We start from the raw sequence: 26,696 nt of genomic DNA, 5'->3' as shown, positions 1-26,696 counted from the left end.
CGTGCGATTCCTCCTGCTCTCCCTCCTGTGCCTGGTGCCCGGCCTCGCGCGCGCCCAGGCCGAGGAACTCGAGAACCCCGGCACCGTCTCCGCGGTGCAGGACCGGCTCTACCGCATGCACCACGAGCTCTCGCTCGGCGTGGGCGTGCTGCCCGCGGATGCCTTCTACAAGGGGCTCATCGGCACCGTCGGCTACACGTACCACTTCAGCGACAGCGTCGCGTGGCAGGTGGGCCGAGGCACGTACAGCTACAACGTGCAGACCAGCCTGCGCCGCCAGTTGGAGCGCGACTTCGACGCCGCCCCCACCGCCACCGCCTTCGAGGACCAGGTGCAGTGGATGGTGGGCTCCGACCTCATGTGGAGCCCGCTGTACGGCAAGACGTCCTTCCTCAACTCCAACGTCATCCACTTCGAGGTCTTCCTCCTGGCCGGCGGCACGGTGGTGAAGGTGGACCGCAGCGACGGCTTCCGCCCCGCGGTCAACCTGGGCCTGGGCGTGCGCATGTTCTCCAGCCAGAACGTGTCCTTCCGCCTGGACGTCACCAACAACACCGTCTTCGCGGGCGCGTCGCGCATCATCAACGTGCCCACCGTGCAGATTGGGACGGCCTTCAACTTCGGCGCCACGGAATGACGTCCCGCCCGCTCATCGTCGCCGCGCTCGCCAGCGCCGCGCTCCTCGTGTCCCCGACGGTCGCCCTCGCGGCGCCGGACGCGGGCACGCTGCCCATGCCACCCGCGCCGGCCGCCACCGCGAAGGCCCCCGCCGCCCCCACGGACGCGGGCACCCCCGGTCCCACGGACGCGGGCACCGTTGCCGGCACGCCCGCTCCCGCCAAGGCCGCCGTCGCCGAAGCACCTCCGCCCCCGCCGCAGAAGGTGCCGCCGGAGACCTTCGACAACGCGCTCAAGGCCTACTTCGACGGCAAGCCTCGCGACGCCGCGGGCCCGCTGTACGCGTGGCTCCAGGCCACGCCGCGCACGGATGACAACTACGCGTGGGGCCAGTACTTCCTCGCCCGGAGCCTCATCGACCTGGGCCTCACGCACGCGGGCGCGACGTACCTGGCGCGCATCGCGCGTGAGCGCTCCAACCCCAACGTGCTGCCTCGCGCGCTGGACGCGCTGAAGGGGCTGACGGACCGGCCGCACGACGAGGTGATGATCGACGAGCAGGTCTTCGGCGCGCTCGACCTGGGCTTCCTCCCGGACGAGACGGGTGCCTACGCGCACTACCAGCAGGGCCTGGTGGACCTGCGCGTGGGCAACGAGCGCTGGGCGAACACGCACTTCTCCAAGCTGCCGGAGACGAGCGCCGAAGCCAGCCGCGCGAAGTTCGCGCTGCTCGTCACCCGGCTCAAGCAGGTGAAGGATCCGCCGGAGGAGATGGTGAAGGACTTCCTCGGCCTGTCCCAGGACGAGAAGCTCACCCGCGAGGCGCGCAACGAGGCGGCGCTCGCGGTGGCCCGCCTGCGCTACGAGAAGAAGGACTTCCCCGGCGCGCTGGAAGCGTACGGCAAGGTGAAGCTGCCGGAGCTGGACCCCGGCCGCGCCAGCCTCTACCTGGAGGAGGCGTGGACCCGCTACAAGCTGGGCGAGCTGCGTGCGTCGCTGGGCATCCTCACCACGCTGGACGCGCCGTCCTTCCGCGATGAGTTCATGCCGGACAAGTACCTGCTGCGCGCGCTCATCTTCCGCGACCTGTGCCACTACCTGCCCGCCAAGCGCGCGGCGAAGGAGCTGACGCGCCGGTACGCGGACTCGCTGGAGTCCGTTCGCAACCGCGAGGACCTGAGCCAGGACGCCCGCCTGCGCCGCGCCGCCAACGCGCACGGCGGCACCCAGCGCGCCGCGAAGTTCGTGTCGCTGCTGGACCTGGAGGGCGAGCGCCTGGGCCGCTACGCCGGCAGCTTCGGCGACCGGCTCTTCGGACACCTGACGCGCGTCTATGACTTGTCCCACGCGGAGGCCGTGCGCGTGTACGACGCGCGACTGCAGGACGCCGTGCGCCAGGAGGCGGACACGCTGCTGCGCGCCGCGGAGCAGGTGCGCCTCATGGAGTACGAGGTCGGCCTCAAGCTGTACGAGCGCGTGAAGAAGGGCGCGCAGGTGGTGGCGGCGCAGGAGGAAGAGCTGCTGTCGCCCGCGCAGGTCGCCTTCAAGTTCGACAACGAATACTGGAACGACGAGCTCAAGTCCTACCGGGTCCGCATCGAGAGCCGTTGCATCGAGGAAACCCCATGACCGGCCCGTTCACCGGCCTCATCACCGCCGCACTGCTCGCGGCCGCGGCCCCTGGCCCTGGCCGTGTTGGGCCCAACACCAACCCCATCGTGTCCAAGGCGAAGGAGCGCGAGGAGCTCGTCGCCAAGCTGAAGCGCGACATCTTCAAGGTGGACCGCGCCATCGGCGAGACCGAGAAGCTCATCTCCAAGAGCCGCAACGCCCCCTACCTGCCGGACCTGCAGTTCCGGCTGGCGGAGCTCTACGTCGAGAAGAGCCGCTACGTTTACTACCTCCAGGCGGAGACCCGGCCGGAGGGAGCCACGGGCGCCATCGTCTCTCCGGAGACGCGCCTGATGAAGCAGAAGGCGGTGCAGATGTACTACCGCCTGCTGCGCGAGTACCCGGACTTCAAGGACGGGGACCAGGTGACGTTCTACCTGGCGCACGAGCAGCGCGAACTGGGCCAGTTCGACGAGATGCTCAAGACGCTGGGGGACCTGACGCGCAAGTACCCCACCAGCCCGCTGCGCCTGGAAGCCGAGCAGATTCTCGGTGACCACTTCTTCGACAAGGCGGAGCTCGTCGAAGCGGAGAAGCACTACCAGGCCATCCTGGAGCTGCCGCCGTCGCCGGTGCACGACCTGGCCCGCTACAAGATGGGTTGGATTCGCGTGAACCAGGCCAAGCACGCGGAGGCCGTCACGTTCTTCGAGGCGGCGGCCGCCAGCGCGCCCCTGCCCGGCGTGGACGTGAAGAAGGCGCTCAACGTCAAGCGCGAGGCGCTGCTGGACCTGGTCTACAGCTACACGGAGGCCAAGCCCCCCAAGGGCGCGCTCAACTACTTCGAGAAGCTCAGCGAAGGCCGCGCCACGTACGCGCTCGCGCTGGACAAGCTGGGCAACCGCTACTTCATCAAGCAGCAGTACGAGTGGGCCATCCCCACGCTGCGCAAGCTGATGGAAGTGCAGCCCGACCCTGAGATGGACCTGGAGCGGAGCCAGAAGCTGTACGACTCGCTCAAGGCCGCCAAGGGCAAGGTGATGCCGGAGCCGGAGGACATCCGCTTCCTCGTGCGCGCCGCGGTGCAGAGCAAGACGGACCCGGAGATGTCGGAGTCCGACCGCAAGAAGCAGCTCGCGGAGACGGAGGAGATGGCGCGCGACCTGTCCACGCAGGTGCACCTGGCCGCGCAGAAGGCGGACTCGCGGGACCTGTACCTCAAGGCCGCGGCCGCCTACCGCGAGTACCTGGGGCTGTTCCGGCCAGACCAGTACGTGCGGCCCATCATGAAGAACCGCGCGGACGCGCTCTTCGCCGCCAAGGAGTTCCCGGAGGCCGCGCGCCAGTTCGAGGAGCTGGCCCGCTACGAGGACAAGGCCAAGGACGGCAAGGCCGTGGACACCGCCATGTACGGCGCGCTCCTGGCCCACTTCTCCACGCTCAAGCCGGAGGAGGCGCAGAAGCGCAACGCCTTCGAAGTGGCGGACGCTCGGCAGGCCCTGAAGCTCCTGGGCGCGACCTACGTGTCGCGCTACCCGCAGAGCCCGCACGTGCTGGACGTGAAGTTCAACATCGCGCGCGCCTACTACGAGGACGGCGATTACCCGAAGGCGGCGGAGCTGTTCACCGCGTTCGCGCTGGCGCACCCGCAGTACAAGGACGCGCCGGTGGCGGGCAACCTGGCCCTGGACAGCCTGCGGCAGGTGAACGACTTCAAGAAGCTGGACGAGACGGGCCGCAAGTTCCTCGCGTCCTCGCTGCCGTCCAACTTCCGCGGTGAAGTGCAGAAGATCCTCACGCAGAGCAAGGCCGAAGCCCTGGACGAGCTGGCCCTGCAGAGCGCGCAGGAGACGGGCGACGTCATCGAAGGCCTGATGAAGGTCGCGGACGAGAACAAGAACAGCGACATCGGCGAGAAGGCGCTCTACGGCGCGTTCACCGCCGCGCGCGAGAAGCGCGACCTGCCACGCGAGCGCGAGCTGGGCGCGAAGCTGGTGCAGTCCTACCCCAAGAGCCAGTACCTGTCGGACGTGCTGCTGACGCTGGGCCGGCACGCGGCGGAGGCGGCGGCCTTCAACGAGGCGGCCGGCTGGTTCGAACAGGTGGGCCAGAAGCTGACGGGCGACCTGGCGTCGGTGGACGGCTGGATGGCCGGTGCCCGCCTGCGCATCGCGCTGGGTGAGTACAAGGAAGCGTCCCGCAACCTGGAGACGGCGTCGGAGGCCGCGGGCGCGCGCAAGGGCGAGGTGCTGTCGCTGCTCGCCGAGACGCGCCTGAAGCAGAAGGACTACTCGCGCGCGAAGACGGCGGCGGAGACGGCGCTCAAGCTGGACAAGAACAACGTGGCCGCCGCGGCGGTGCTCGCGGAGGTGCAGGCCACCACCGCGCCCACCGCTCCGCCGGACGCGCTCATCTCCACCCTCACCGCCGCGGTGCAGGGCCCCAACGGCCAGACGGAGGAAGCGGCCAAGGGACTCTGGTACCTGGGTGAGATCCTCTACCGCGGCTACAAGGACCTGCCGGCGGACAAGGTGGAGGAGAAGGTCGCCGCGCTCCAGGCCATGGAGGGCGTCTACACGCAAGCCGCGTCGCTCGGGTATCCGGAGTGGGCGGTGGCGTCGCTGTGGAAGATTGCCCTGGCGTACGGCCACATCGCGGACGTGGTGGACCAGACGCCGGTGCCCGGCGGGCTGTCCGCCGCGGAGACGAAGCAGTTCCAGGACGCGGTGAAGCAGCAGGTGGGGCCGCTCAAGGCCCGCTCGGACGAAGCCTTCAAGGCGTGTCTGTCCCGCGCGGAGTCGCTGGAGGTCTTCAACGCGGCGGTGGTGGGTTGCCGCAGCCGCACGGACGTGGCCGCGCTGCCGGTGCCGCAGCCGGCCGCGCCCACGCAGCCCGCGGCGCTGGAGGACCTGCGCAAGAAGGCGGAGAAGGTGCTCACCGCGGAGGCGCTGGAGGCCCTGGGCATGGGCTACCTGGATGCGCACCAGTACGGCATGGCGCAGCTGACCTTCGGGCGCGTGACGGAGCTGCAGGACACGCGCGCGTCCGCGCACGCGGCGCTGGGCTGGGCCATGCTCAACCTGGGCGATGCCATGGGTGCCCGCGAGGCGTACGCCAAGGCGCTGGAGGCGGACCCCACCTACGACAAGGCCCGCCTCAACCTGGCCGCGCTGCGCTGCCGCTTCGGCGACACGGATGGCGCGCGCCGCGAGCTGGCCGTGCTCAAGGACATGGGCACGCTCAACGGTCCGGACGTGGACGCGGGGTGGAAGGCATGCAAGTGAGCGCGCCCTTCCGCCGCATCGCCCCGGTGCTGTTCGCGCTCTTCGCCACCGCGTGTGGTGACGAGGGCGGCAAGCTGGAGGGCAGCGTGACGGAGCTCATCGACCTGCGCTACCAGCGCACGGAGGCGGCCCTGGCGGAGGGGACGCTGGCGGTGAGCTTCGTCAACACGCAGGGCAGCGGGCAGGACGTGGTGTTGAAGGTGAGCGCGCGGGTGGCGGACATGCTGCCGGACAACGAGTACGCGGGCTCGCTGGACATCGACCTGGCACAGGCGCTGGACGACGGCTCGCAGCGGGGCAGCGTGGACCGCAGCGTGCTGGACGAACCGGTGCGTCCGTTTCCGCCGCTCGTGCGCGGCAACCTCTTCGTGAAGTCCCTTCCGAAAAACACCGGGGACCGGGTGTCGGGCGAGTTCAGCGTCACGTTCACCAACGGCACCGACGTCTACTCCGGCCGGACCATCTTCAGCCGTTTCGAGGCCATCGCTCCATGAAGCGCCACCTGCTCCTCAGCCTGTCCCTCCTGACCGCCGCCTGCGGCCCGAGCTACGGCATGCGCGTGCCGGACGCGCTGGTGAAGAAGCTGCCGTACGAGACGCGCATCGAGCTGCTGGAGGCGGAGAACGACCTGGCGCTGGCCATCGACCGGGTGGACGAGGCGGACAACGAAGTCAACCGCGCGCGAGACAACATCCGCCGGGCCAAGTCCCGCCAGGAGGCCGCCGAGGACGAGGAGGACCGCGCGCAGGACGCGTCCTCCCGCGAGGTGGCGCAGCTGGCCATCGCGGAGTCGGAAGCCCGCGTGGAGTACCTGCGCGCGCACCAGCGCCTCAACGTGGGGCTGCGCGAGGTGGAGAAGCTGTCCCTGCGCTGCGCGTTCGCCCGCTTCGAGCTGGCGCGGCTGACGTCGGCGCGCAAGGCGAAGGTGCAGGGCAGTGAGCGTCTGGAGCCGAAGGACTTCGAGCAGCAGGTGTCCGAGTGCGAGGCCGCCGTGAAGGAAGAGCGCGCGAACCTCGGGGGGGACACGAAGGAAGCGCAGGCGGCGAAGGAGGCGTGGGAGGCGAAGAAGGCCGCCCTGGCCAAGAAGACTTTCGACGCGCGCGCCAGCCCGTACGTGGAGAACCTGTGATGACGAAAGCCGGAGTCCTTCTCCTCCAGTTGTTGACGGCCCAGGCTCCTGCCCCGGAGACACCTCCGCCGGAGAAGCCCGCCGCGCGCGCGGACAAGCTCCCGGACGACCCGGACGCGCTCTACAAGCTGGGCACGGCCTTCCTGTCGCAGAACCAGGCGCGCCGCGCGGTGGCGCCGCTGACGAAGCTGGTGGGGCTCACGCCGGACGGAGTGCCCGCGAAGGTCGCGCTGGCGCGTGCGCTGCGGCTGTCCGGTGACGTGCCCAAGGCCAAGGCGGTGCTGGACGCGGCGCTCGCGGCCTTCCCGGAAGAGGCCACGCTGCGCTCGGAGCGCGGCCTGCTGGCGCGCATCCAGGACGACACGGACGAGGCGATTACCCAGTACTCCGTGGCGACGGAGCTGGCGCCCAAGGACGCGGAGCTGCGCTTCAATCTGGGCGAGGTGCTCCAGCGCGCGAACCGCACGGATGACGCCATCGAGGCGTACCGCGAGGCGCTGAAGCTGGACGGCGCGCTCCAGGTGGCTCGGGTGAACCTGGGCAAGGCGCTGGCGGAGAAGGGGCTGGCCGCGGAGGCGAAGGAGACGCTGCGCGAGGCCATCCGCCAGAAGGACAGCGACGCGGAGGCCCACTACAACCTGGGCGTCGTGCTGATGCGGGAGAACGACGTCACGGGCGCGTTCTCCGAGTACCAGGCGGCGCTGAAGGCGGATCCGAAGCACGCGCGCGCGCAGAACAACCTGGGCGTGGTGCTGGACGGCCAGGGCAACGCGCGCAAGGCGGCGGAGGCGTTCCAGAAGGCCATCACGTTGGATCCGAAGTACGCGGAGGCGCACTTCAACCTGGGGCTCGCGTGCTTCCAGTTGGGGGAGAACGCCCGGGCGACGAAGGCCTTCGAGAAGGCGCTGCTGCTGGAGCCCCGCCGCGCGAGCGGCCCGTACACGCAGCTGGGCCAGCTGTACCTGGCCCAGGGCAAGAAGACGCAGGCGGTGGCCGCGTTCCAGAAGGCCATCGAGAAGAGCGCCGACGACGGCAAGAAGACGACGGAGTCCTACCAGGGCCTGGCGCGCGCGTACCTGGAGCTGGGCAAGGTGGACGACGCGGTGGCCACGCTGAAGACGGCGGTGGAGACCTTCCCGGACGAGCCCGGCGTGCGCGCGGGCTACGGCGACGCGCTCAAGGCCAAGGGCGACCTGGAGGGCGCCATCGCGCAGTACTCGGCCTGCGTGAAGCTCCAGCCCACGGTGGAGAACCGGCTGATGCTGGCGGAGGCGTACGCGAAGAAGCACGTGGGCGCCCAGGCGCGGCCCCTCTACGAGGCCGTGCTCCAGGAGGATCCGAAGCACCGCGCGGCGAAGCTGGGCCTGGCGGACCTGCTGCTCGCGATGGGCGACTACGCGGCGGCGGAGAAGCTGCTCACTCCCGCCCAGGGCGAGGAGGCGGAGACGGCGGCGCTGGCGCGGCTGGGCATCCTGCACTCGCGGCGCGGCCGGCCGGACCTGGCGGTGCCTGAGCTGGAGGCGGTGGTGGCGAAGGACCCCGCGCAGTTGGAGGCCCGCGCGGAGCTGGGCTTCCTGTACCTGCGCGGCGGTGACGAAACCAAGGCGCTCCAGGTGCTGAGCGACGTGCTGGCGGTGGAGCCGCGCAACTCGCTGGGCCTGCTGTACCTGGGGCACACGCTGTACCGGCAGGGCAAGTTGCCGGAGGCGGAGAAGGCCTTCCGGGGCGCGTCGCAGGTGGACGCGAGCGCGGGCGAGCCGCACTTCGCGCTCGCGCAGCTGCTGGAGGCCACCAACCGCAAGCCCGAGGCGAAGAAGGAGTACGAGGCCGCGGTGCAGTTGCAGCCGGACCACGCGGACGCGAAGACCGCGCTGCGGAAGCTGGCCGTGGACGTGCCGTAGTCGCGGCGGGAGCGCACCGCACGAACCTGTCCGACAGTCGGACAGGTTGGGCCCGCGCTCTCTACTCCCGGGCTCGCATGAGGCTGTCTGGGAGCGAGGGCCCCGTGGGCGCGGGCCGTGGCGACTCCGTGAGCGTCCGGCCAAAGTGGTAGCGCGCCTCCGCGTGGACGCCGAAGGATTCGCCTCCGGCGCTCGCCAGCAGCACGAGGTCGTCATCGGGGCGCCCATCCGCGGGCAGGCCCAGGGTCCAGGGCACTTCCCGCGTCTCCCCGTCCAGGACGATGGGCGACCTGGGGCCTTCCCGGAGAACCGTTCGCGGCGGCACGCGCAGGGAGACCTCCACGGGCGCGGTGAAGCCCGGGCTCCGGTCCAGCCGCGCGACGAGCCGCACCGTGTCCGCGCTGGCATCCACGACCCGCCAGGAGACGTGTAGCGGCGCCGGGATGCGCGCCGTGGCGGGGAGCACCGTGGGCCGTGACGCGGGGCTGTCCGTGGCGGTGGCGTCGTCCTCCGAGCCTCGCATGAGTACCGTGGACGAAGGAGTTGTCGCCGCATCCCTGACGTGTGGCTTCGCCGGGACCGGCCGCGAGCCCTGACGCACGCGCGACTTCACGTCCCACGTATCCATTCCGTACGCGGGGAGCGCCACCGACCGCGCGGACGCGAGGAGCGTTGGAGAGGACGCGTGGACGGGCTTCTCCTTCGCCTGAGGAGGTGACTCGGAAGGCCTTGGTGGCTTCTTGCGCCGCACCCGGTCCATGCCGGACGCCATACCCGCCGACAGCGCTCCAACGAGCGCCAATGCCAGCACGGCCCCCGCCACGCGTTTGCGCATCAAGGGGCGCAGGAGGTTCAGGGTCGTGGACCGTCGGCTTCGCTGCATCGGACGCGGGAGCGTCATGGACACAGGGGCTCGTGGCTCGGATACGGGAAGGCGGTGGCGGGTTCGGTGGCCGCGTCGACCCGAGTGCTCGGGAAGCCCTGGCACATCAGCGCGTCCAGGAAGTCCGCGAGACACGGTGAGGATCTGCCCGTGTCCACGACGTCCGTGAGCGCGCCCTTCTCATCCCGCGTCCAGGTGTGTCGCGTGTAACCGCGCGCCCAGGGCGCTCGGTTCATCGAGGGCGCGGCGAGCGCGTCGTAGAGGGGCTGGCTCGACGGTGTACCGGCGGCCGTGCGGTAGAGGATGGCGGCCACCTCGTTCTCGTCCACGGGCTGGAGCAGGCCATCTTCGGCGCGGGGCCGCGTCCACGGGCTCACCGAGGAGGCTCGCGCGGACAGGTCCACCCAGAACAGCGTCCCGCCCTGCCGGTCGAAGTAGCGGGGACTGCGGCGCGCGTCCGCGCTGAACCACGTGGCCCAGCCCTCGCTCCATGCCTGTCCCGGGAAGGTGGGCACGCCCACATAGTGCGAGCCGCCCTCCTCCGGACTGGTGCCCCGGCTGGCCATCACCCAGTGCCCCAGCTCGTGCATCACCATCGCGTCCGACCACCACGCCGCATCCGAGTCCCCCGGCAGCCACACCTGCGCGTCCCAGCTCCGGCCCACCGCCGTCACCGGCCACGGCGCGAAGCAAGCACCACAGGACCAGGTCGTCCCGAAGCCCAGCCACGCCACCACGGGCAGGCCGTCGCGTCCGCCGTAGCGCTCGCGCATCTGGCGCCAGGCCGTGCCCAACACGTCGAACACCGCCGCCGCGCCAGAGCCCTCGGACTCGGCGAGGGTGAACGCAGGTTGTTCGGACAGCTCGCGCGTCGTGCGCGACCAACTCCAGATGCGGGCCGCGTCCCCCGGCACCGTCTTCACCGACTGCGCGCCCGGCAGCCCGGGGTCCGCCACCGCGTAGGCCACCGCGCCGTCCCGCCCCCGACCGGCCGCGTATACGACGACGCGGTCGTCCTCGCCCAAGGACGACGACACCTTCAGCGTGAACCGGCCGGCGTCATCCGTCACCTGCGAGTCGAGCACCTTCGAGCCCTGGAACGACACGATGAGGAACCCGCGAGCAGGCACCGGCTCCACGTCCAGCGTCCACGCGCGGAACTCCGCATCCGGGAAGCGGCGCGCGTAGCGCACCGTGCCGCTCAACGTGGGCCCGGGTCTGCCGCAGAAGCCCCGACCGGGCGCGGCTTCGCAGGCCACGTCACAAGCGCGCGCGACCCACCGGCCGTTCGTGCACACCTGCAACGCTCGGGACTCCGTGCACCGCGAGACGCCGTCGACGCATGCAGTACCCGAGACACAGGCGACCTCCGGCGATTCGACACAAGTTGTGTCCTCCGCGCAGTCCTCCCGGTGCACGGCGCCATCGAAACAGCGCTCCAGTACGCGAGGCCCCAGGCACCGTGACGGCGCGGGGAGCTGATCACACGCGAGCGCGGGCCGGACGGCCTCCTCAGGCAGGGACGTGACACAGGCCGCGCAGGCCGCGCCCTCGCAGTCCGCGGCACAGGGAGTCAGCTCCGCCCCCGAGTCGCAACCCGCGAGCGCCAGCGCCACGAGCGCCCAGCACGACACCCAGACCCCGCGTCCCACCAGGAGGAAACCTCGTTCGAGCCAACGCGCGCGAGGACAGCACGCACGACTCGACGTCAGGCAGAGCCAGGAGGACGACGGCTCCCCTGCTCGCCCGCTCTCCAATAGGTTCCAAGGTCCCGAGCTTCGGACAACCGCGTCAGGGGCGTGGAGCGTTCGGGCGGCACAGGACGAGCCCCACGTCATCCGGGAGCGCGCCGCTCGCAAGTCGAGGCAGAGCGGCCAGCGCGAGCACAGCAGCGTGTGCGTCGGCGATGCTCACATGCTCCTGGATACGACGGAGGTCGACGTACTTGAACAATCCGTCCGACGCGCCGAGGAGAATGCCGCCTCGCCACACGCGTTCGAAGGTGACGGGCCGAGCCTGCCCGCTACCGAGCAGGGGCTTGCGGTGTTGATGCTCCGTCAGCGCGGTCGCTTCGCCGCCCTGGAACAGCCACAACTCCGAATCCCCCACGCTGGCCCCCACCACGTGCCGAGGGGTGACACAGGCGACCACGGCGGTGGTTTCTCCTCCCTGTCCCGAGGCCACCAGTTCCGCGTCGCACCGCACCAGCACATCGCGCCAGGTCTCTTCGCGTTCCACGTCGGCCCCGGCCTCCACGGCGTCCTGGACGCCATGCAGGACGGCCTCCGCGGCCTCGGCGCCACGTCGTGAGTTCCCCGCCCCATCCGCCACCACGAGCACCGTCACGGCCCCTGGCGTCAGAACCAGCACGCGGTCCGCCCCCGTCCTGCCCGCCGGTTCCACATGCCACACCGTCTCGAAATCGCTCATGTGTCGCGCTCAGGGGCGACCTTCGCATGCCATCGACAAGCAGTCGCGCCGCGCCGCGCACAAACCTGTTCGACCGTCGGACAGGTTCGGCCGAGGAGACAGCGGCTCATACAAAGAGCATGTCCACGAATGAGGCGTCCAGCCGTCGCCGCTTCTTGTCCACGGTCGTCTTGCTGAGCGCTGGAAGCACCGCGAGCGCAGCACCCAAGTCCAAGCCCTCGGAGGTGAACGCCACCGAGGACCTGATGCGCGAGCACGGCGTCATCCGCCGCACGCTCCTGGTGTACGAGGAGATCGCTCGCCGCCTCGACCTTCGTGAAGAGAAGGCTCCCGTGGAGGTGCTCGCCCAGGCCACTCGCCTCATGCGCCGCTTTGGCGAGGCCTACCACGAGAAAACGGAGGAGACAGAGGTGTTCCCCCGGCTGGTGAAGGCGGGCCAGCAGAAGGAGCTCGTTCAGGTGCTCATCGAGCAACACGCCGCAGGGCGCAAGCTCACCGAGTCCATCCTCGCCGCGACCTCAGGCCGCGACGCACTCACGCAACCCCAGCCAAGAGCCGAAACTGCGCGGCAGCTCAACCTGTTCATCCGCATGTACGGGCCGCACGCCGCGCGCGAGGACACGGACCTGTTCCCCGCTTTCCGCAACCTCTTCGACGAGAAGCAATTCAAGGAGCTCGGTGAGCGCTTCGAGGAGCAGGAACACCGGCTGCTGGGGAGCAACGGCTTCGAGAACGCGCGCAAGGAGGTGGCTCAGTTGGAGCGCGCGCTTGGAATCCACGACCTTGCCCGGTTCACGCCCTCGGAGAGGTAGGAAGTTGCGTGCGCTCAAGGAACGCGGTCAGCAGGGCCCGTCGCTCCTCTTCGCCCAGCACCCCATCCAGCGCGGGGAACAGGTACGTCTCCTCGCGCAACGAGTGGTGGTGCTCCAGGTGCTTGAACGTGCTCTCCATGTCGAACACGCGCAAGACCGTGCGGCGATAGTCCGGAGCGCTCGCGTCCAGCGCGTCCACGGCCTCCTGACACTTCGCCAGCAGCTCCTGCATGCGCTGGTGTTCTCCGGTGAAGAGCTCCGGCGCGGCGCCTCGGATCCTTCCGGCGCGCGGCAGCTCCGGCAAGAGCAGCGCCTCCTCCGCCTCCAGGTGCCGCGTCAGCTCCTCGCGGTAGCGCGACAGCCGTTCACGCGCGGCGGGCAGGTCCATGCCCATCAGCGCTTCCTGGTGCAGGAGGAACAGCTCCTCCAGGTCGCGGTGGAGCGCTCCCAGGCTGACGAAGTCGGTGGGCGCGGCCATCAACGCCCTTCAGTGCACCTTGTCGTCGCGCACGTGGGCCTCGCGGGCCACTCGCGGACGCGGCGTCACCATGCGGGCCACTCCGGAGTAGAGCTGATCCTCCGTGTAGACCTTGCGCACGCGACGATGCGACGCGCGTGGGTGGTAGGCCGGGCCCGGGCGCTCCAGCCACTGCAGCACCCGCACCTCGCCCGAGTGCGCCAGGTCCGCGAGCAGCGCCTCCGGGCACAGCTTCAGGTAGCGACGCACCAGCGGCCGCAGGCGGCGCCCGAACTCCGTGCCCAGCTTCGCGTGGCGGCGGCCCGCGTGCAGCGTGCCGTCGAAGCGAAGCGAGATGTGGAAGAGCTCGTGCATCAGCGTCTCCAGCCGCGCCTTCGCGGTGGAGCCCCGGAAGAAGAGCGGGCGCAGCGTGATGCAGTACAGGATGCGGCGGCCCCGGATGCGCACCTCCGGCTTGCGCCGCCCCGCCTTGTCGATGCTCTTGCCCCCCTTGAAGCACAGGGGCTTCACCGTGCCTCGCGACGCCCTGCGGGCCTCGCCCGCCACCACCAGGATGCGGCCCACCTTCACGTGGTTGAACTCGGGCATGCGCGCGGCGATGTCCCGGATGAGGGAGCGCAGGGTCCGGTTGAAGTTGGGACGTCGGGGAGCCACGGTTGGTGGACAGTCTAGCGGAAATCCCCTTGGGACTGGCCCCTGGCCTCCCCAGAATGTCCTTTGTGAATCGCTCGACCTGCCTGATGGCCCTTGTGTCCGCGCTGTTCGCCCTTAACTCCGGGTGTGCTTCCGCCCCCGTCCGCTCCGGGGGGCCCCCTGCCCTGACGGCCCAGGAGACCGCCGTCGTCTCTCAGGGGCTCACCGACGCCTCCGTGCGCTACACCGGACAAATCACCGGCACCGCCAACGGCGTCGTGGAGCGCGCCGACTATGAGCTCGTCGCCGACGGGCAGGTGGTGAAGATCGGCTCCACGAAGCTGGGGGTGCCGTTCGCGCCGGGAGCGCCCGCGGACTTCTCCATCGAGGAGAAATCCGCCTACGTGAAGAGCCCGGAGGACCTGGCCCGCCTGAGCGCCCAGGGCGGCACGGTGCTCATCGCGCTGCGCGGCACGCTGGTGGTGCGCTCCGGCGGCAGCGAGGACTCCCTGCCCTTCGCCGCCAGCCGTGCCGTGCGCGTGCCCCGGCTGCCGGAGGTCATCGTGGAGAGCCTGGACGCGGCCCGCTATTCGCCGGAGGAGGTGCAGATCAACCTGCGGCTGGGCGTGCGCAACCCGAACCCGTTCCCGCTGCGGCTGGACTCGCTGACCTACCAGGTCGCCGTCGCGGACAAGCCCCTGGAGGAGGGCACCACCGCGCAGGCGGACTCGGTGGATGCGTCCGCCACGGGCGTGTACCCGGTGGAGGTGGCGGTGACGGCCCAGTCCTGGGGCCCGGGCGTCAAGGCGCTCATCGGGAAGGGCGTCCTGCCCTACAGCGTGAAGGGCGAGCTGAAGGGCCCCATGTTGCAGGTCCCCTACTTCCTCAAGGGTAACGTGAAGCTCAACGTGTCCCGCTAGACTGGCGCGCACGCGTGCCCATCTACCTGCTGAGTGACGACGAGCCGGAGCTGTTCCCCCCACCCGCCAAGGCGGACAAGAGCGGCCTGCTCGCGGTGGGCGGCGACCTGCGCCCGGAGCGGCTGGTGGCCGCGTACTCGCAGGGCATCTTCCCCTGGTACAGCGAGGGCCAGCCCATCCTGTGGCACTCGCCCGACCCGCGCTTCGTGCTGGAGCCGGAGAAGATTCACGTGGGCCGTTCGCTGCGCAAGGTGATGAACCGGGGCACGTACACGGTGCGATACGACACCGCGTTCCCGAAGGTCATCGACGCGTGTTCGCGCGTGCACCGGCCGGGGCAGGACGGCACGTGGATTACCGACGCGATGAAGCAGGCGTACATCCGACTTCACGAGTTGGGGCTGGCGCACTCGGTGGAGGCGTGGGACGGCGAGGTGCTGGTGGGCGGGCTGTACGGCGTGTCGCTGGGCGCGGCGTACTTCGGGGAGAGCATGTTCGCGCTGGCGCCGGACGCGTCGAAGGTGGCGTTCGCCACGGCGGTGGAACGACTCAAGGGGTGGGGCTTCCAGCTCATCGACTGTCAGGTGGAGACAGAGCACCTGGAGCGCTTCGGCGCGGAGTCGTGGCCGCGCAAGCGCTTCCTGACGGCGCTAGAGCAGGCGTTGAAGGAGCCCACGCAGAGGGGGCGGTGGACGGAGTAGACTTCACCGGATGGACGTCCACTACACCTGGATTGGCCCTCCTCCGACGGACCGCAACCGCGACATCACCGCGCCGAAGGCGCTGGCGACACGCTGTGCGGGACAGAGCGTCACCATCTATTTCTGGTGCCTGGACGCGCACGTCGCGACCTACGAGCGGGACTTCGCCGCGCACAAGAACGTCACCGTGCGAGGCATGCAGGCGTTCCTGACGAAGGCGGGCACGAGGGCGTATCGCTGGTACTACTGGTACCAGGAGTCGGACGACTGGGCCGTCGCGGCGATGACGGACATCCTCGACTGGGGCCTGGCGCTGGCGACGCCGCCCTCGTACCGGGCCTTCGTGAAGGACGCGTGGTCGCTGTTCCTCATGTACACGTGGGGCGGCTACGTGCTGGACGCGGGTGTGGGGCCGCAAGGCGGAGGCACGTTCGCCCTGCCGGAGCCGCAGGCCTTCATGGCGCCGTCGCTGACGAGGGACGACGCGCTGATGATCCGCCGCTTCCAGCTGTCACGGCTCACCGGCTGGCAGGCGGAGGGCGACGTGACGTTCAACGAAAGCCGCGCGGACGAGGTCTGCGAGGCGATGAACTACGGCGCGGCGGACGACGGCGAAGGAGAGATGTGTCCCCAGCTGGAGGTCTGGATGCTGGGGAGCCCGCGCTACTCCAAGGGTGCCTGGGCCGCGCTCAAGCAGTACTGCGTGGTCTGGAAGGAGATGCAGCAGAACAACACACTTGTGAGCACGACCGCGCCGCAGGTGTTCCGCTACCTCATCGCGGGCTCCGTCTACAACGGGCTGACGCGCACGCAGAAGGGCGGCGTCCAGGCTCCGCACGGCGCGCTCTGGTACTGCACGGACAACAAGAACGGCACGGTGGATGTGCCGGACCTGAAGCTGCGCAAGACGTACCACGGCTCCAGCGCTCAGTAGCCGGGCTGCAGCTGAAGCTCGTAACGAACTTGGACATCTGACTTCGCGAGGAGGACATCCATCAGCCTCGCGGCAGTCACTCGCGCTTCCGCGGCAGAGACAGCATCCACGCGGAAATACACCTCTTCGACTCCGCCATTCTGCGGGCCGACACAACCGCTATCGAGCACGACCTCGTCGAGCGCTTCAAAGACAGACCGCCGCTCCGCAGCGGTCAGTGGGCGCGACAAGTCGGCGTAGACGGACCAATTCATCCACAGGCCTCCCCCAGCGGTATCTCCGGGAAGGCTCCGCTCCACACCTCGCGGATTGCTTCCACTACCTGGGGCCCGTTCCCGGTGGCGGTCTGCTCCCAATAGGGGAAGTGCGCGAACACGGCCTCATGGTTCGCGGTCACCTCGCCGTGGAAGTCCATCCCGTTGTACCCGTGGATCCCAATCAGGGTCTTCAGTTGGGTCCGCGCATTCTGTCCACGCAGGGAGAAGGCCTCTGGAATCCTGCCCGTGAAGTGAGGACCAAAGTCCGCGGCGATCACACGAATCCGTCCCTGGATGTGATCGTTGAACGCATCCAAGGCCTCGGCCAGAACCCAGAGTTCCTGGTGCATCCGGGCACCGACCTGCTGGACCTCGAATGAGGCCGCGTGGGCCTCCTCCACGTCGAACGCCGTCACGTAGCCGGCGCCTTCGGGGCTCTTGGCGTTCCAGTCCCGGCTGATCTGCCGGGCATAGGGCTCGTTGAGCACCGGGTAGAAGATGGGTTGCTCCGGCAGACGCGGTGGAAAACGCCGCATGCCCGACCGGTAGATCAACAACAACTCGGCAAGCCCAACGGGACGATAGAGGCGCATGGCGGACCTCTCCCTTCTGGAGCGCTTCACGCGAAAAACCCCTGGATGCTGACAGCAGCGTCCAGGGGCTTCGGCTTCACAGCCTGAGCGCGGCTACTTCTTGCACGGAGACAGCGTGCGCTTCGCGTGGATGAGGTCCTCTTCCGTGGGACTCCCGTACCGCACGGCCTTCGGCGCGGCCTTCAGCTTCTGATAGTCGTACGCGTAGAGCACGCCCATCTCCCGGCTCAGGATGAAGCGCGGGCCGCTGAAGTCCCAGAGGCCTCCGAAGAGCTGGCCTCCCGGCTTGAGCGGCGTCAGCGCCGTGCTCTCCCGCCCCCGTACGAACAACATGGACAGGTCGTCCGTCGCCCAGTTGCACGGGTTGCTGCCGTTCTTGTGCAGATAGGACACCGTCAGGTCGAACGAACCTTCGCCCTCTTCGCCCGTCACGCCGAAGTACTCCCAGATTCGCGCGCACTCCGGCGCCGCGCAGTCCTGCGGCGGGATGTGCTCCGCGTAGTCCGGGGGAATGCCGTCCGACTCCTTGCCCGTGTGGTTCCGGTTGGGCCGGCGCAGCACGCACCCCGTGGGCTCGTCCTTCTGCCGGAGCGCGACAGGCGTGCCCGCGAGCCGTCCGGGCGGCAGCACTTCACACTCCATCGCCAGCTCCGCCATCAGGTACGTCTGGCGGTCCTCGTCCGTCCCCATCCGCACCGCCCAGTACGCGATGGGCGTGCCCTTGCACGCCTTCGACTTCTCCTTGCCGAACACCCAGATGGGCGCCTTCGTCGTGTCCAGCGCGCCCAGCTTCTTCGACTGGTCCATGGGCACCGGCTTCACCCCGGAGCGGCTTCGCGCCCCCGCCTGGAAGAACTTGTCCTTCGAGGGCGGGATGATGGCCTGGTGCACCAGCCATCCCAGCCGGTCGATGCCCACCTGTCCCATGGGCGTCATCGGCAGGAACTCCGGCTTCACCGGGCAGCCCCGGTCTATCTCCGGCAGGTCCACCACCACCGCCGAGCCGTCATCCTCATCCACCTGCGCCCACGCGGCCCCCGGCCCCACCGTCAGCGCCAGCACCAACGCGAACCCCGCGCACTTCACTCCGTTCGTCATTCCGTCGGACCTCCACCCACGGTCATACCGCAAGCGGATGCCCTCCGGCGCGCCCTCCGAAGTTCAGCGCGGCTTCTTGGGCGGAGCCTTGCGCTTCACCGGCGGAGGCGGCGCCGGCGGCACCCCGGCATCCCCCGGCACGTCCGACACCGTCGCGTCGAGCGCCTCCTGCTTCGCGGCGTCGTCCGGCTTCGGCGGCGCCTCCACCTCCGTGCGGTCCTCCAGCGGCACCCGGCCCACCGCGCGGTTGAACAGCTCCCACAGCGCCTTGCGGTGCCCCTCCCGGTCCGTCTTCCCGGACAGCACCAGCCCCGCGCCGCTGTAGCGCACCGTCAGCCCCGGCGGCATGCCCGCCTCGAAGTCCTCCAACTGCGCCTGGAGCTGCGGCACCGCGAACGTCAGCTCCAACTCCTTCGCCAGGTACGCGTGCGTCTTGAGGAACGTGCGCAGCGCCAGCCGACACGCGGTGTCGTTCACCGTCGCCGTGAGGCTCCGCTCCACGCCTTCCGTGGCCTTCAGGTCCGGGCAGGCCTTCTTCGCCGCAGCGAATTCGGATCCGGTGTTCTGCAACTCGATGGGGCCCACCATCACCCGCCACACCGCGAAGCGGCCCTCCGCGTACAGCAGCACTCGCGCGATGCCGGCGGCGTGGGGCGTCAGCAGCAGCTCGCCGCTCTGGGGCAGCGCCTCCGCCGTGACGACGTTGGGCGCGTCGGACTCCGCCCAGTCCACCGCGGTGAGCTTCTGGAAGGTCTCCTTGCCGGGCTCCAGCGTCAGGGCCTGGTCCACCGGCCAGGCCAGGGCCGCCGAGGGCGCCGCCAGCGCGCCCAGCAGTCCGCCAATGACGTACATCCGACGTCCCCGCATGGTGCCTCCCGCCAGGGTGGTATGCCCCTCTAGCACGGGATAAGAACGGACCCCTATGCCTACCTGGACCCTCTGGGTCGCCTGCCTGGCCCTCTGCTTCATGAGGTCCCTGGTCGCCGCCGCGGAGTCCGCGCTCTATGGGACGTCCGACCTGCGCGCCCAGGAGCTCGCGGAGGAGAGCAAGAGTGTCGCCGCGCGCCGGGTGCTCCGTCACAAGACGGACCGCGAGCCCGCCGCCACCGCCCTGCGCCTGGGCATGGTGCTGTCCGGCTTCCTCGCCGCCGCCATTGGCGCCTTCGTCCCGCCACGCCTGTTGGACTTCAGCCGCTACGCCGAGGCCACCTGGGTGCCCATCGCCACGGTGTGCGCGGGCGCCCTCTTCGTGGGCGTGCTCGCCAGCCTCATGGAGGTGACGCTGCGCGGCCTGGCCAACGGCAACCCGGAGCGCTGGGCCCTGCGCCTGTCGGGCCTGGTGTCCCTGCTGGTGACGGTGCTCTACCCGCCCATGCGCATCATGCTGGGCCTGCTCAACCTGGGCGCCCGCACCATGGGCCGCACCCTGCGCTTCGAGCCGCCGCCCCCGCCCCTGGAGGAGCTGGAGAAGCTGCTCGCCGCCCAGGCCGCGCGCAACGAGGTGGACAAGAGCGCCCCGCAGCTCATCCGCTCCATCTTCGAGCTGTCCGACAAGCGCTGCCGCGACGTGATGGTCAACCGCACGGACGTCATCTCCGTGGACGTCACCACCCCGCCGGATGAAGTGCTGCGCATCCTGGCGGAGGAGAACCACTCGCGCATCCCGGTCTACAAGGACGACGTGGACCACATCGTCGGCGTGCTGCACGCGCGCGACCTCATCCCGCTGCTCCAGCACCCGGAACTCATCGTCCTGCAGGACGTCATCCGCCCCGCCCACTTCGTGCCGTGGATGAAGCCCGTGGGCGACCTGCTCCGCGACATGCAGAAGCGGAAGATCCACATGGCCATGGTCGTCGACGAGTACGGCGGCTTCATGGGCGTCGTCACGCTGGAGGACATCCTCCGCGAAATCGTGGGCGACATCGGCGACGAGTTCGAGGTGGAGGAGAAGCTCGTCGAGAAGATGGCCGACGGCAGCTCGCTGGTGGACGCCGCCATGGAGGTGGATCAGTTCACCAAGCTCTTCGGCTTCCCGCTGCCGGAGGGCGACTTCGACACGCTGGGCGGCTACCTGTCCTCGCTCGCGGGCCACCTGCCCGACGTGGGCGAGCGCTTCACCTACAACGGCTGGCAGTTCGTCGTGGCCACCAAGGAGGGCGCCCGCATCGACCGCGTGCGGATGTCCCGCCTCAAGAGCGCCGCCCCCGGCCTCCCGGACGGCCAGGGAGGCCCGCCGCGACAGGCCTCCGACTCCGACTCCAGCTCGGCTCCGGACGCGAAGAGCTGAAAGCTCACTGCGCCGGGCTGGACTCCCCGCCCGGCACCCACGCGAGGTCCAGCGAGCGCGTGTCCCGGAAGGGCGCGCGCCGCTCGGAGCCTCCGAAGCGCAGCACCACGCCGCCCTCCACCCGCACCACGTGCGAGCCCGGCTCCGGACGGCCGCCGCCGCGCGCCACGGCCAGCGGGAAGTAGACCTCCAGGGGGACTTCCCCCTTGCCGTCCAGGGGCACGCCCATCACCTGCTCGCCCGTGGCCACGCGCCGCCCGTCCACGCGCAGGTCGAAGTCCACGCGGGTGAGCGTGGCCGCGTCCGAGGACGGGTTCCCCACCTGGAGCTTCAGCGTGAGCGCCCCGCTGCCGTCGCGCGTGAAGGCCACGTCCATCGCCTCCACCCGCACCGCCTCGTCGTAGGCGCGCGGCCGGAAGGGCACCACGCCCAGGCAGCCGGACAGGCAGGAGATGCCGGCCAGGCCCAGCCCGAGCACCGCCCGGCGCGAGCGCATCAGCCGCCCAACAGAGGCTGCAGCGCCTCCACCGTCAGGGGCCAGCCCGCGCGGCGCGCCAGGACCTCCAGCGCCTTGATGAACTCCCCCGCGGTCTGGAAGCGGCGGGCCCGGTCCGCGAACAGCGCCTTGCGCGCCACCCGCGCCGCGTAGTCCGGCAGGTCCGGAGACAGCGTGGACAAGAGCGGCACGCGCGCGTCGCGCACCTGGTGCATCAGCTGCGCCTCGTTGTCGCCGGTGAAGAGGCGGCGGCCGGCCCACAGCTCCCAGAGGATGACGCCCACGGCGTACAGGTCCGTGCGGGCGTCCACCGCCTGCCCCAGCACCTGCTCCGGGCTCATGTACGGCAGCGTGCCGCGCAGCGCGCCAGAGTCGCCGCGGATCATCCCCTCGACCTCCGCCACGCCGAAGTCGGTGAGCTTCACGTCGCCCTGGACGCCCAGCAGCACGTTGGCGGGGTTCACGTCGCGGTGGACGATGGTGGCGCCGTTCTCCCCCACCTTGGCGCGGTGGATGTAATCCAGCGCCTTGAGGATGCACCACGCGATGTAACAGGCGGACTCCGGCGGCATCGCGGCGCCCGCCTTGATCAGCAGCTCCTGCATGTAGCCCAGCGTCCGGCCACTCACGAGCTCCTGCACCATGAGGTAGTCCGGCCCGGCGCGGAACAGCCGGAACGTCCGCACGATGTGCGCGTTGCGCAGGCGCACCGTCAGCTTCGCCTCGTCGACGAAGGCCTTCACATACGCGGGGTCGTTGCGGAAGGACGGGTGCAGCCGCTTGATGACCACTTCGTCGGGCTCGCCCGGGGAGCGCTGGGTCGTCTCACGGGGACGCGCCTGATACACCTCGGCCATGCCTCCGACCGCAAGCCGGCCGACCACTTCATAGCCACCCAGGTCAGGAGCTTCCGCCACGGGCCAAGATTAACGCGGATCCGGGAGCGGCCCCACTATTCCGCCACCAGTGACGTGAAGAGGGCCTCGTACTTCCGGGCGGACGCGGTCCAGGAGAAGTCCTTCCCCATGCCCCGCACCTGGAAGTCCCCCAGCCGTGCGGGGTCCGCGTACAGGGAGAGCGCCCGGCGGATGGCGGCCAGGAGCGCCGAGCGGTGGAAGGACTCGAAGAGGATGCCGTTGCCGTCCAGCCCCCCCTCCACCGTGTCCACCAGTCCACCCGTGGCCCGGACGATGGGCACCGTGCCGTAGCGCAGTGAATACATCTGGTTCAGGCCGCACGGCTCGTAGCGGCTGGGCATGAGGAAGAAGTCCGACCCGGCTTCCACCAGATGTGACAACGCCGGGTCGAACCCGATGTGCACGCCCACCTGCTTCGGGTGGCGGGCCTGTAGCGCCCTCAGGCCCGCCTCCAGGGTCGGGTCGCCGTTGCCCACCGCCACGAACTTCAGGTCACCCTGGAGCGCCGCGGGCAGCGTCTCCAGCAGCAGGTCCACGCCCTTCTGCCACGCCAGCCGGCTGACGATGCCGAACACCGGCGCGTTGCCTTCCGTGGGCAGGCCGAAGCGCTCCAGCAGGGCGCGCTTGCACATCGCCTTGCCCGTCATGTCCTCCGGGCCGTAGCGCGCGGGCAGGAAGGAGTCCGTGTGGGGGTTCCACTCGTGCGCGTCGATGCCGTTGATGATGCCGGTGAGCGCGTGCGAGCGGCGGCGCAGCAGGCCATCCAGCCCGTAGCCCTGCTCCGGCGTCTGGATTTCGCGCGCGTAGGTGGGCGACACGGTGGTGAGCGCTTCGGAGTAGACGAGCCCCGCCTTGAGGAAGTTGACGTGGTCATAGAACTCCACGCCCTCCGGCGTGAAGAGGTCCCACGGCAGCCCCAGGTCCTCCATGGTCCGCTTGGGGAACTGCCCCTGGTAGGCCAGGTTGTGGATGGTGAAGACGCACTTCGCCTTCGCGAGCGGCGTGCCCTGGAAGCCGCGGCGCAGGGCCACGGGGACCAGGCCCGTCTGCCAGTCGTGCAGGTGGATGATGTCCGGGAAGAAGCGCAGGCGCTGCGCGGCCTGGAGCGCGCCCACGCACAGGTAGGCGAAGCGGCGGGGGTTGTCCGCGAACTCGCCACCCGCGTCGCCGTAGAGGCCCTTGCGGCCGCCGTAGAAGGCCTCGTTCTCCAGGAAGAGGACCTCCAGGCGTTCGGAGAGGCGCGCGGACAGGATGGGGCCGCCTGATTCACCGAAGGGGAAGCGCAGCACCAGGGACTGGCCGGTGGGCAGCAAGTGTCCGGTGTTGCGCACGTCCTGGTAGCGGGGCGTGACGATCTTCACGTCGTGCCCCAGCCCGGCGAGCGCCGTAGGCAGGGCCCCGGCCACGTCGCCCAGTCCCCCCGTCTTCGAGAAGGGGGTGACCTCCGAGGCGATGAAGAGGATCTTCATGAGTCCCGCCATTGCGTGCGAGTCCCGACAGGGAGTCAACCGCGAACGTGCGCGCCGGGGCCGTGTTTCCTATGGTGCGCCGCGTGACGAATATCCCTCCCGACCCCATCCAGCGCTTCGCCGACCTCTTCGCCCAGGCGAAGGCCGCCATCCCCGTGGACCCGAACGCCATGGTGGTCGCGTCCGTGGACGACCAGGGCCGCCCCAGCTCACGCGTGGTGCTGCTCAAGGACTTCGATGCGCGGGGCTTCGTCTTCTTCACCAACTTCCACAGCCGCAAGGGGCGTCAGCTCCGTGCGCACCCGTACGCGGCGCTGTGCTTCTTCTGGCAGCCCCTGGAGCAGCAGGTGCGCATCGAGGGCCGGGTGGAACAGGTGACGGACGCGGAGGCGGACGCGTACTTCCAGAGCCGCGCGCGCGGCAGCCAGATTGGCGCGTGGGCCAGCCTCCAGAGTGAGGAACTGCCCTCGCGCGAGCTGTTGGAGCAGCGCGTGGCGGAGGTGGAGGCGCGCTTCCAGAGCCGCGAGGTGGAGCGCCCGTCGCACTGGAGCGGCTTCCGCGTGGTGCCGGACCGCATCGAGTTCTGGCACGCCCGCCCCAGCCGGTTGCACGAGCGCAACGTGTACCTGCGCGACGGCGCGGGATGGAAGACGCAGCTGCTGTTCCCTTGAAACAAGTCCTCAGGGCACGCGGTGCTCGCGGAAGGTGACGCGCAGCGTGTACGTGCCCGCCGGAGCCTCCACCCGCACGAAGTCCCGCGCGTGCGGCGTCTGCTGCGTCAGCGTGCCTCCCGTGGCCTGCTTCTCCCAGGCCACCAGCGCCAGGTCGTCCACCGCCGTCACGCCCTGGCCGGACTTCGGAGGCGCGGTGTTGAGCGTCAGGTCCAACGCCCAGGGCGCGTTCCACAGGTCCGGCTTCGGCGGATCCGCGGGGAAGCGCAGGTCCTCCGCCACCAGCGTCCAATCGTAGGTGCCGCCGTCGTGGCGCAGCAGCGTCTGCTCGCCGAAGAGCGTGTAGGACTCCACGGGCAGGTACTGCACCTTCGCGGAGAAGGCGCCACCGCCCTGCCCCTTCAGCCACGCCACCGCCGTGAGGTCCCGGTTGGGCGGCCCTTCCGCAAAGCCCGGTGGACGGAAGCGGTTGACCAGCTTCACCGCCGCGCTCCGTGAGTCGCTGGCCGCGCGCCGCTGGCAGAGCGCCGCGGCGCCCCGGTGCGGACCGTCCTGGCACACGTAGCCGGCGTTCGGGCCCACACTCCAGCGCGGCGCCTCGTTGGCGTCGTCGTCCACGTCGTGGTCCTCGAAATCGCCGTGCAGGAGCACGTCCCGCCCGGCCTTGAGCCTCACGCCCGTCACGTCCGCGCCCGTGAGTTTCGCCACCGCAATGGACTCCCCTTCATGGCGCAGGGGCCGCAGGTCCACCGTGGCGCGGCCGTTCGCGTCCACCGTCACCGGCACGTCCACGGTGCGCTCGCTCACCGCCGCGTGTCTGTCCTCTGGTAGCAGCTCGCCCCAGGAGGGCTGGGGCACCAGCTCCACGCCGCCCTCGCGGGACAGCTCCGCCAGGTTGCGCAGGAAGTTCTCCGCCAGGTCGCCCGCGACGGGCCGGGGGCGGTAGTCCTCGATGTATACGGGCACCGCGCGGGCCCGATTCACGCGCGTGCCGCTGGCCTCCACCTCCGCCATCAGGCCCACCATCGTCTCCATGCGGTCCTGGTCGAAGGCGAAGTTGCCCAGCGACTGCGCCATCAACACGCCCTCGTGGCGCGCGAAGCCCTGCGGGATGTGCGGGTGGTGCGCGATGACGAGCCCCGCGCCCGCGTCCACCAGGTCGCGCATCCGCTGCGCCGTCGGAGTGGAGGGCCGAACGCTGTACTCGACGCCGGTGTGCAGCACCGCTACCGGCACGCGGCCCTGCGCCTTCTCCGCGGCCAGCAGCGCGGACGCCCGCGTCAGGTTCCTCGCGTCCGCCGCGCCGCCCTGGTTGGAGCCCGCGACGTACTGCTGATCATGCGCGCTGCCGGTGATGGAGCACATGGACACCAGGCTGTAGTTCGCGCCCGCGAGCGACACGCGCGCCGGCATGAAGGCCTGGTCCTCGTTCTGTCCCGCGCCGCTGAAGGCCATGCCCGTCGCGGCCACGTGCGTGAGCGTGTCCTCCAACCCTGGCGCCAGGTAGTCGTAGACGTGGTTGTTGCCCAGGCTCACGTAGTCCACGCCCAACCACGGCAGCGCGGGCAGCGAGCCGGGCAGCGTGAAGAACGCGTAGGCCTTCTCGTCGTGGGGCGTCGCCGGATGATCCGTCACCGGCGTCTCCAGGTTCACGGCCCGGAAGTCCGCCGCCTGGAAGTAGGGCCGCACGTGCGTGAAGACGGCCTTCGTGCCCGGCAGCGGATCCGACACGCGGATGAGCGCCGCCGGGTCGTCCGGCGGCATCTGGTTGCGCGGCGTGGTGTCGTCCGGGTCGAGGAAGCGCCGGCCCAGCGACACGTCGCCCGCGAAGAGCATCCGCACGCCGTCCTTCGGAGACAGGCGCACCGGAGGCAACGTCACGCGCTTCTCCGTGAGGCTCCGGCGCAGCTCCACCGCGACCACCGCCGGGCGGAAGCCGTCCGCCTCCACCGTGAGCAACCGGTTGTGACGGGGCAGTACGGGAAATCGGAAATGTCCGGTCGCGTTCGTGCGCGCCTGCGCGTCCCCCACCTTCACCACGACGTCCGCCACTGGCGTGCCCGCCGTGGAGACCAGCGAGCCCTCCAGCGCGATGCCGGTGCAGGCGTAGTCATGGCGCGCGGTCCGCTCGGCTTCGGGCACGGTGGCGTCCGCCGCGGGCTCCGGCGCGCAGGCCGTCAGCACCGGATCCTCTTCTGGCGGTGGCGGCTCTTCCGCCGTCTCGTCGGGAGGCGGCTCCTCCTCCGGCGGTGGCTCGGGAGGCGGGGGTTCTTCCTTGGGCGGGTCGTCCGGAGGCGTCACGGGCGTCACCGGTTCATCCCCCGGCGTCACGGCCTCCTGTCCGCTCTTCGGCGTGGAGGCGCCCGGACCACACGCCACGAGACACGCCGCCACCCACACCGTGGGCCACCACCGCCGCCACGCCATCCCACTCCTCCGCCGCGGACTTCCTCGCGACGAGATGGGGACGACGGCAGGCAGGCGCCAGCGACGGCCTCGTCCCCGGGGGCTGCCTGCCTGCCCCCGGGGGCCGGGGCGTGTTCACCCGGCGACAGCGACCCTGTCCCTCCA

General features: G+C 70.2%; 25 protein-coding genes. 12 read left to right on the top strand and 13 right to left on the bottom strand.

Translation table 11 applies throughout. The features are described from left to right. Position 1: 1 nt before the first annotated feature. From GTZ93_RS05515 to GTZ93_RS05490, 6 genes are read left to right on the top strand one after another with little or no spacing between them, the layout of a single operon-like run. Positions 2-637: an outer membrane beta-barrel domain-containing protein gene (locus tag GTZ93_RS05515; protein ID WP_120576595.1), complete on the top strand. Its 636-nt coding sequence runs from the start codon at positions 2-4 to the stop codon at positions 635-637. Continuing rightward, positions 634-2,247 (top strand): hypothetical protein, encoded by a 1,614-nt coding sequence (locus tag GTZ93_RS05510; RefSeq protein WP_161662664.1) that lies wholly within the window; start codon positions 634-636, stop codon positions 2,245-2,247. Before GTZ93_RS05515 ends, GTZ93_RS05510 begins: the two co-directional genes overlap by 4 nt. Further along, positions 2,244-5,513 carry a tetratricopeptide repeat protein gene (locus tag GTZ93_RS05505; RefSeq protein ID WP_139916253.1) on the top strand — a complete coding sequence of 1,090 codons (3,270 nt, stop codon included), beginning with the start codon at positions 2,244-2,246 and terminating at the stop codon, positions 5,511-5,513. Before GTZ93_RS05510 ends, GTZ93_RS05505 begins: the two co-directional genes overlap by 4 nt. Continuing rightward, positions 5,504-6,007, top strand: coding sequence for a hypothetical protein (locus tag GTZ93_RS05500; protein ID WP_167547814.1), 504 nt, complete (start codon positions 5,504-5,506; stop codon positions 6,005-6,007). The genes GTZ93_RS05505 and GTZ93_RS05500 overlap by 10 nt, the downstream gene beginning before the upstream one ends. After that, on the top strand, positions 6,004-6,642 hold the full coding sequence (locus tag GTZ93_RS05495; RefSeq protein ID WP_139916251.1) for a hypothetical protein: 639 nt from the start codon (positions 6,004-6,006) through the stop codon (positions 6,640-6,642). The genes GTZ93_RS05500 and GTZ93_RS05495 overlap by 4 nt, the downstream gene beginning before the upstream one ends. Further along, the gene (locus GTZ93_RS05490; RefSeq protein WP_139916250.1) at positions 6,642-8,543 is read left to right on the top strand and encodes a tetratricopeptide repeat protein; all 1,902 of its coding nucleotides are present in this window, start codon (positions 6,642-6,644) and stop codon (positions 8,541-8,543) included. The genes GTZ93_RS05495 and GTZ93_RS05490 overlap by 1 nt, the downstream gene beginning before the upstream one ends. 61 nt (positions 8,544-8,604) lie before the next feature. Here the strand turns inward: GTZ93_RS05490 and GTZ93_RS05485 are convergent, their stop codons facing one another. The 3 genes from GTZ93_RS05485 to GTZ93_RS05475 form a co-directional block, all read right to left on the bottom strand. After that, complete coding sequence (locus GTZ93_RS05485; RefSeq protein ID WP_161662663.1) at positions 8,605-9,444, bottom strand: hypothetical protein; 840 nt, start codon at positions 9,442-9,444, stop codon at positions 8,605-8,607. After that, a complete protein-coding gene (locus GTZ93_RS05480; protein ID WP_139916248.1) occupies positions 9,441-11,078 on the bottom strand; it encodes a hypothetical protein in 1,638 nt (545 codons plus the stop codon). Before GTZ93_RS05480 ends, GTZ93_RS05485 begins: the two co-directional genes overlap by 4 nt. A gap of 139 nt (positions 11,079-11,217) precedes the next feature. Continuing rightward, positions 11,218-11,856 carry a protein phosphatase 2C domain-containing protein gene (locus GTZ93_RS05475; RefSeq protein WP_139916247.1) on the bottom strand — a complete coding sequence of 213 codons (639 nt, stop codon included), beginning with the start codon at positions 11,854-11,856 and terminating at the stop codon, positions 11,218-11,220. Between the two features lie 119 nt (positions 11,857-11,975). Between GTZ93_RS05475 and GTZ93_RS05470 the strand changes: the two genes are divergently transcribed. Further along, on the top strand, positions 11,976-12,668 hold the full coding sequence (locus tag GTZ93_RS05470) for a hemerythrin domain-containing protein (RefSeq protein ID WP_161662662.1): 693 nt from the start codon (positions 11,976-11,978) through the stop codon (positions 12,666-12,668). Here the strand turns inward: GTZ93_RS05470 and GTZ93_RS05465 are convergent. Then, a complete protein-coding gene (locus tag GTZ93_RS05465) occupies positions 12,649-13,146 on the bottom strand; it encodes a hemerythrin domain-containing protein (RefSeq protein ID WP_139916245.1) in 498 nt (165 codons plus the stop codon). The genes GTZ93_RS05470 and GTZ93_RS05465 overlap by 20 nt on opposite strands. Positions 13,147-13,155: 9 nt before the next feature. Continuing rightward, complete coding sequence (locus GTZ93_RS05460; protein WP_139916244.1) at positions 13,156-13,800, bottom strand: hypothetical protein; 645 nt, start codon at positions 13,798-13,800, stop codon at positions 13,156-13,158. A gap of 56 nt (positions 13,801-13,856) precedes the next feature. On the opposite strand from GTZ93_RS05460, the gene GTZ93_RS05455 reads away from it, so the two are divergent. The 3 genes from GTZ93_RS05455 to GTZ93_RS05445 are packed head-to-tail and all read left to right on the top strand — an operon-like array spanning position 13,857 to position 16,334. Then, positions 13,857-14,699: an LEA type 2 family protein gene (locus GTZ93_RS05455; protein WP_180946018.1), complete on the top strand. Its 843-nt coding sequence runs from the start codon at positions 13,857-13,859 to the stop codon at positions 14,697-14,699. Between the two features lie 14 nt (positions 14,700-14,713). Then, positions 14,714-15,400 (top strand): leucyl/phenylalanyl-tRNA--protein transferase, encoded by a 687-nt coding sequence (gene aat / locus GTZ93_RS05450; protein WP_139916242.1) that lies wholly within the window; start codon positions 14,714-14,716, stop codon positions 15,398-15,400. Positions 15,401-15,410: 10 nt separating this feature from the next. Next, complete coding sequence (locus tag GTZ93_RS05445; protein ID WP_139916241.1) at positions 15,411-16,334, top strand: hypothetical protein; 924 nt, start codon at positions 15,411-15,413, stop codon at positions 16,332-16,334. On the opposite strand, the gene GTZ93_RS05440 is transcribed toward GTZ93_RS05445, so the two are convergent. From GTZ93_RS05440 to GTZ93_RS05425, 4 genes are all read right to left on the bottom strand, one after another. After that, positions 16,328-16,588, bottom strand: a complete 261-nt coding sequence (locus tag GTZ93_RS05440; RefSeq protein WP_139916240.1) for a hypothetical protein — start codon at positions 16,586-16,588, stop codon at positions 16,328-16,330. The two genes, GTZ93_RS05445 and GTZ93_RS05440, sit on opposite strands and share 7 nt — an antisense overlap. Beyond that, positions 16,585-17,184 carry a hypothetical protein gene (locus GTZ93_RS05435; RefSeq protein WP_139916239.1) on the bottom strand — a complete coding sequence of 200 codons (600 nt, stop codon included), beginning with the start codon at positions 17,182-17,184 and terminating at the stop codon, positions 16,585-16,587. The genes GTZ93_RS05440 and GTZ93_RS05435 overlap by 4 nt, the downstream gene beginning before the upstream one ends. 93 nt (positions 17,185-17,277) lie before the next feature. Continuing rightward, positions 17,278-18,282 carry a hypothetical protein gene (locus GTZ93_RS05430; protein WP_139916238.1) on the bottom strand — a complete coding sequence of 335 codons (1,005 nt, stop codon included), beginning with the start codon at positions 18,280-18,282 and terminating at the stop codon, positions 17,278-17,280. Between the two features lie 63 nt (positions 18,283-18,345). Beyond that, a complete protein-coding gene (locus tag GTZ93_RS05425; RefSeq protein WP_139916237.1) occupies positions 18,346-19,149 on the bottom strand; it encodes a hypothetical protein in 804 nt (267 codons plus the stop codon). A gap of 55 nt (positions 19,150-19,204) precedes the next feature. On the opposite strand from GTZ93_RS05425, the gene GTZ93_RS05420 reads away from it, so the two are divergent. Beyond that, the gene (locus GTZ93_RS05420) at positions 19,205-20,572 is read left to right on the top strand and encodes a hemolysin family protein (protein WP_139916236.1); all 1,368 of its coding nucleotides are present in this window, start codon (positions 19,205-19,207) and stop codon (positions 20,570-20,572) included. 4 nt (positions 20,573-20,576) lie between these two features. Here the strand turns inward: GTZ93_RS05420 and GTZ93_RS05415 are convergent, their stop codons facing one another. The 3 genes from GTZ93_RS05415 to glgA are packed head-to-tail and all read right to left on the bottom strand — an operon-like array spanning position 20,577 to position 23,454. Continuing rightward, positions 20,577-21,068: a hypothetical protein gene (locus GTZ93_RS05415; RefSeq protein ID WP_121753478.1), complete on the bottom strand. Its 492-nt coding sequence runs from the start codon at positions 21,066-21,068 to the stop codon at positions 20,577-20,579. Then, positions 21,068-21,985 (bottom strand): serine/threonine protein kinase, encoded by a 918-nt coding sequence (locus GTZ93_RS05410; protein WP_121782213.1) that lies wholly within the window; start codon positions 21,983-21,985, stop codon positions 21,068-21,070. Before GTZ93_RS05410 ends, GTZ93_RS05415 begins: the two co-directional genes overlap by 1 nt. 35 nt (positions 21,986-22,020) lie before the next feature. Continuing rightward, positions 22,021-23,454 carry a glycogen synthase GlgA gene (gene glgA / locus GTZ93_RS05405; protein WP_139916235.1) on the bottom strand — a complete coding sequence of 478 codons (1,434 nt, stop codon included), beginning with the start codon at positions 23,452-23,454 and terminating at the stop codon, positions 22,021-22,023. A gap of 71 nt (positions 23,455-23,525) precedes the next feature. Between glgA and pdxH the strand changes: the two genes are divergently transcribed. Next, the gene (gene pdxH, locus GTZ93_RS05400; RefSeq protein ID WP_139916254.1) at positions 23,526-24,125 is read left to right on the top strand and encodes a pyridoxamine 5'-phosphate oxidase; all 600 of its coding nucleotides are present in this window, start codon (positions 23,526-23,528) and stop codon (positions 24,123-24,125) included. A gap of 9 nt (positions 24,126-24,134) precedes the next feature. Here the strand turns inward: pdxH and GTZ93_RS05395 are convergent, their stop codons facing one another. Then, complete coding sequence (locus GTZ93_RS05395) at positions 24,135-26,552, bottom strand: CapA family protein (protein ID WP_161662661.1); 2,418 nt, start codon at positions 26,550-26,552, stop codon at positions 24,135-24,137. Positions 26,553-26,696: the final 144 nt, after the last annotated feature.

Origin of the sequence: Corallococcus exiguus (assembly GCF_009909105.1) — a bacterium.
GTDB classification, from domain to species: domain Bacteria; phylum Myxococcota; class Myxococcia; order Myxococcales; family Myxococcaceae; genus Corallococcus; species Corallococcus exiguus.
This window is presented reverse-complemented; position numbering and strand designations above follow the sequence as displayed.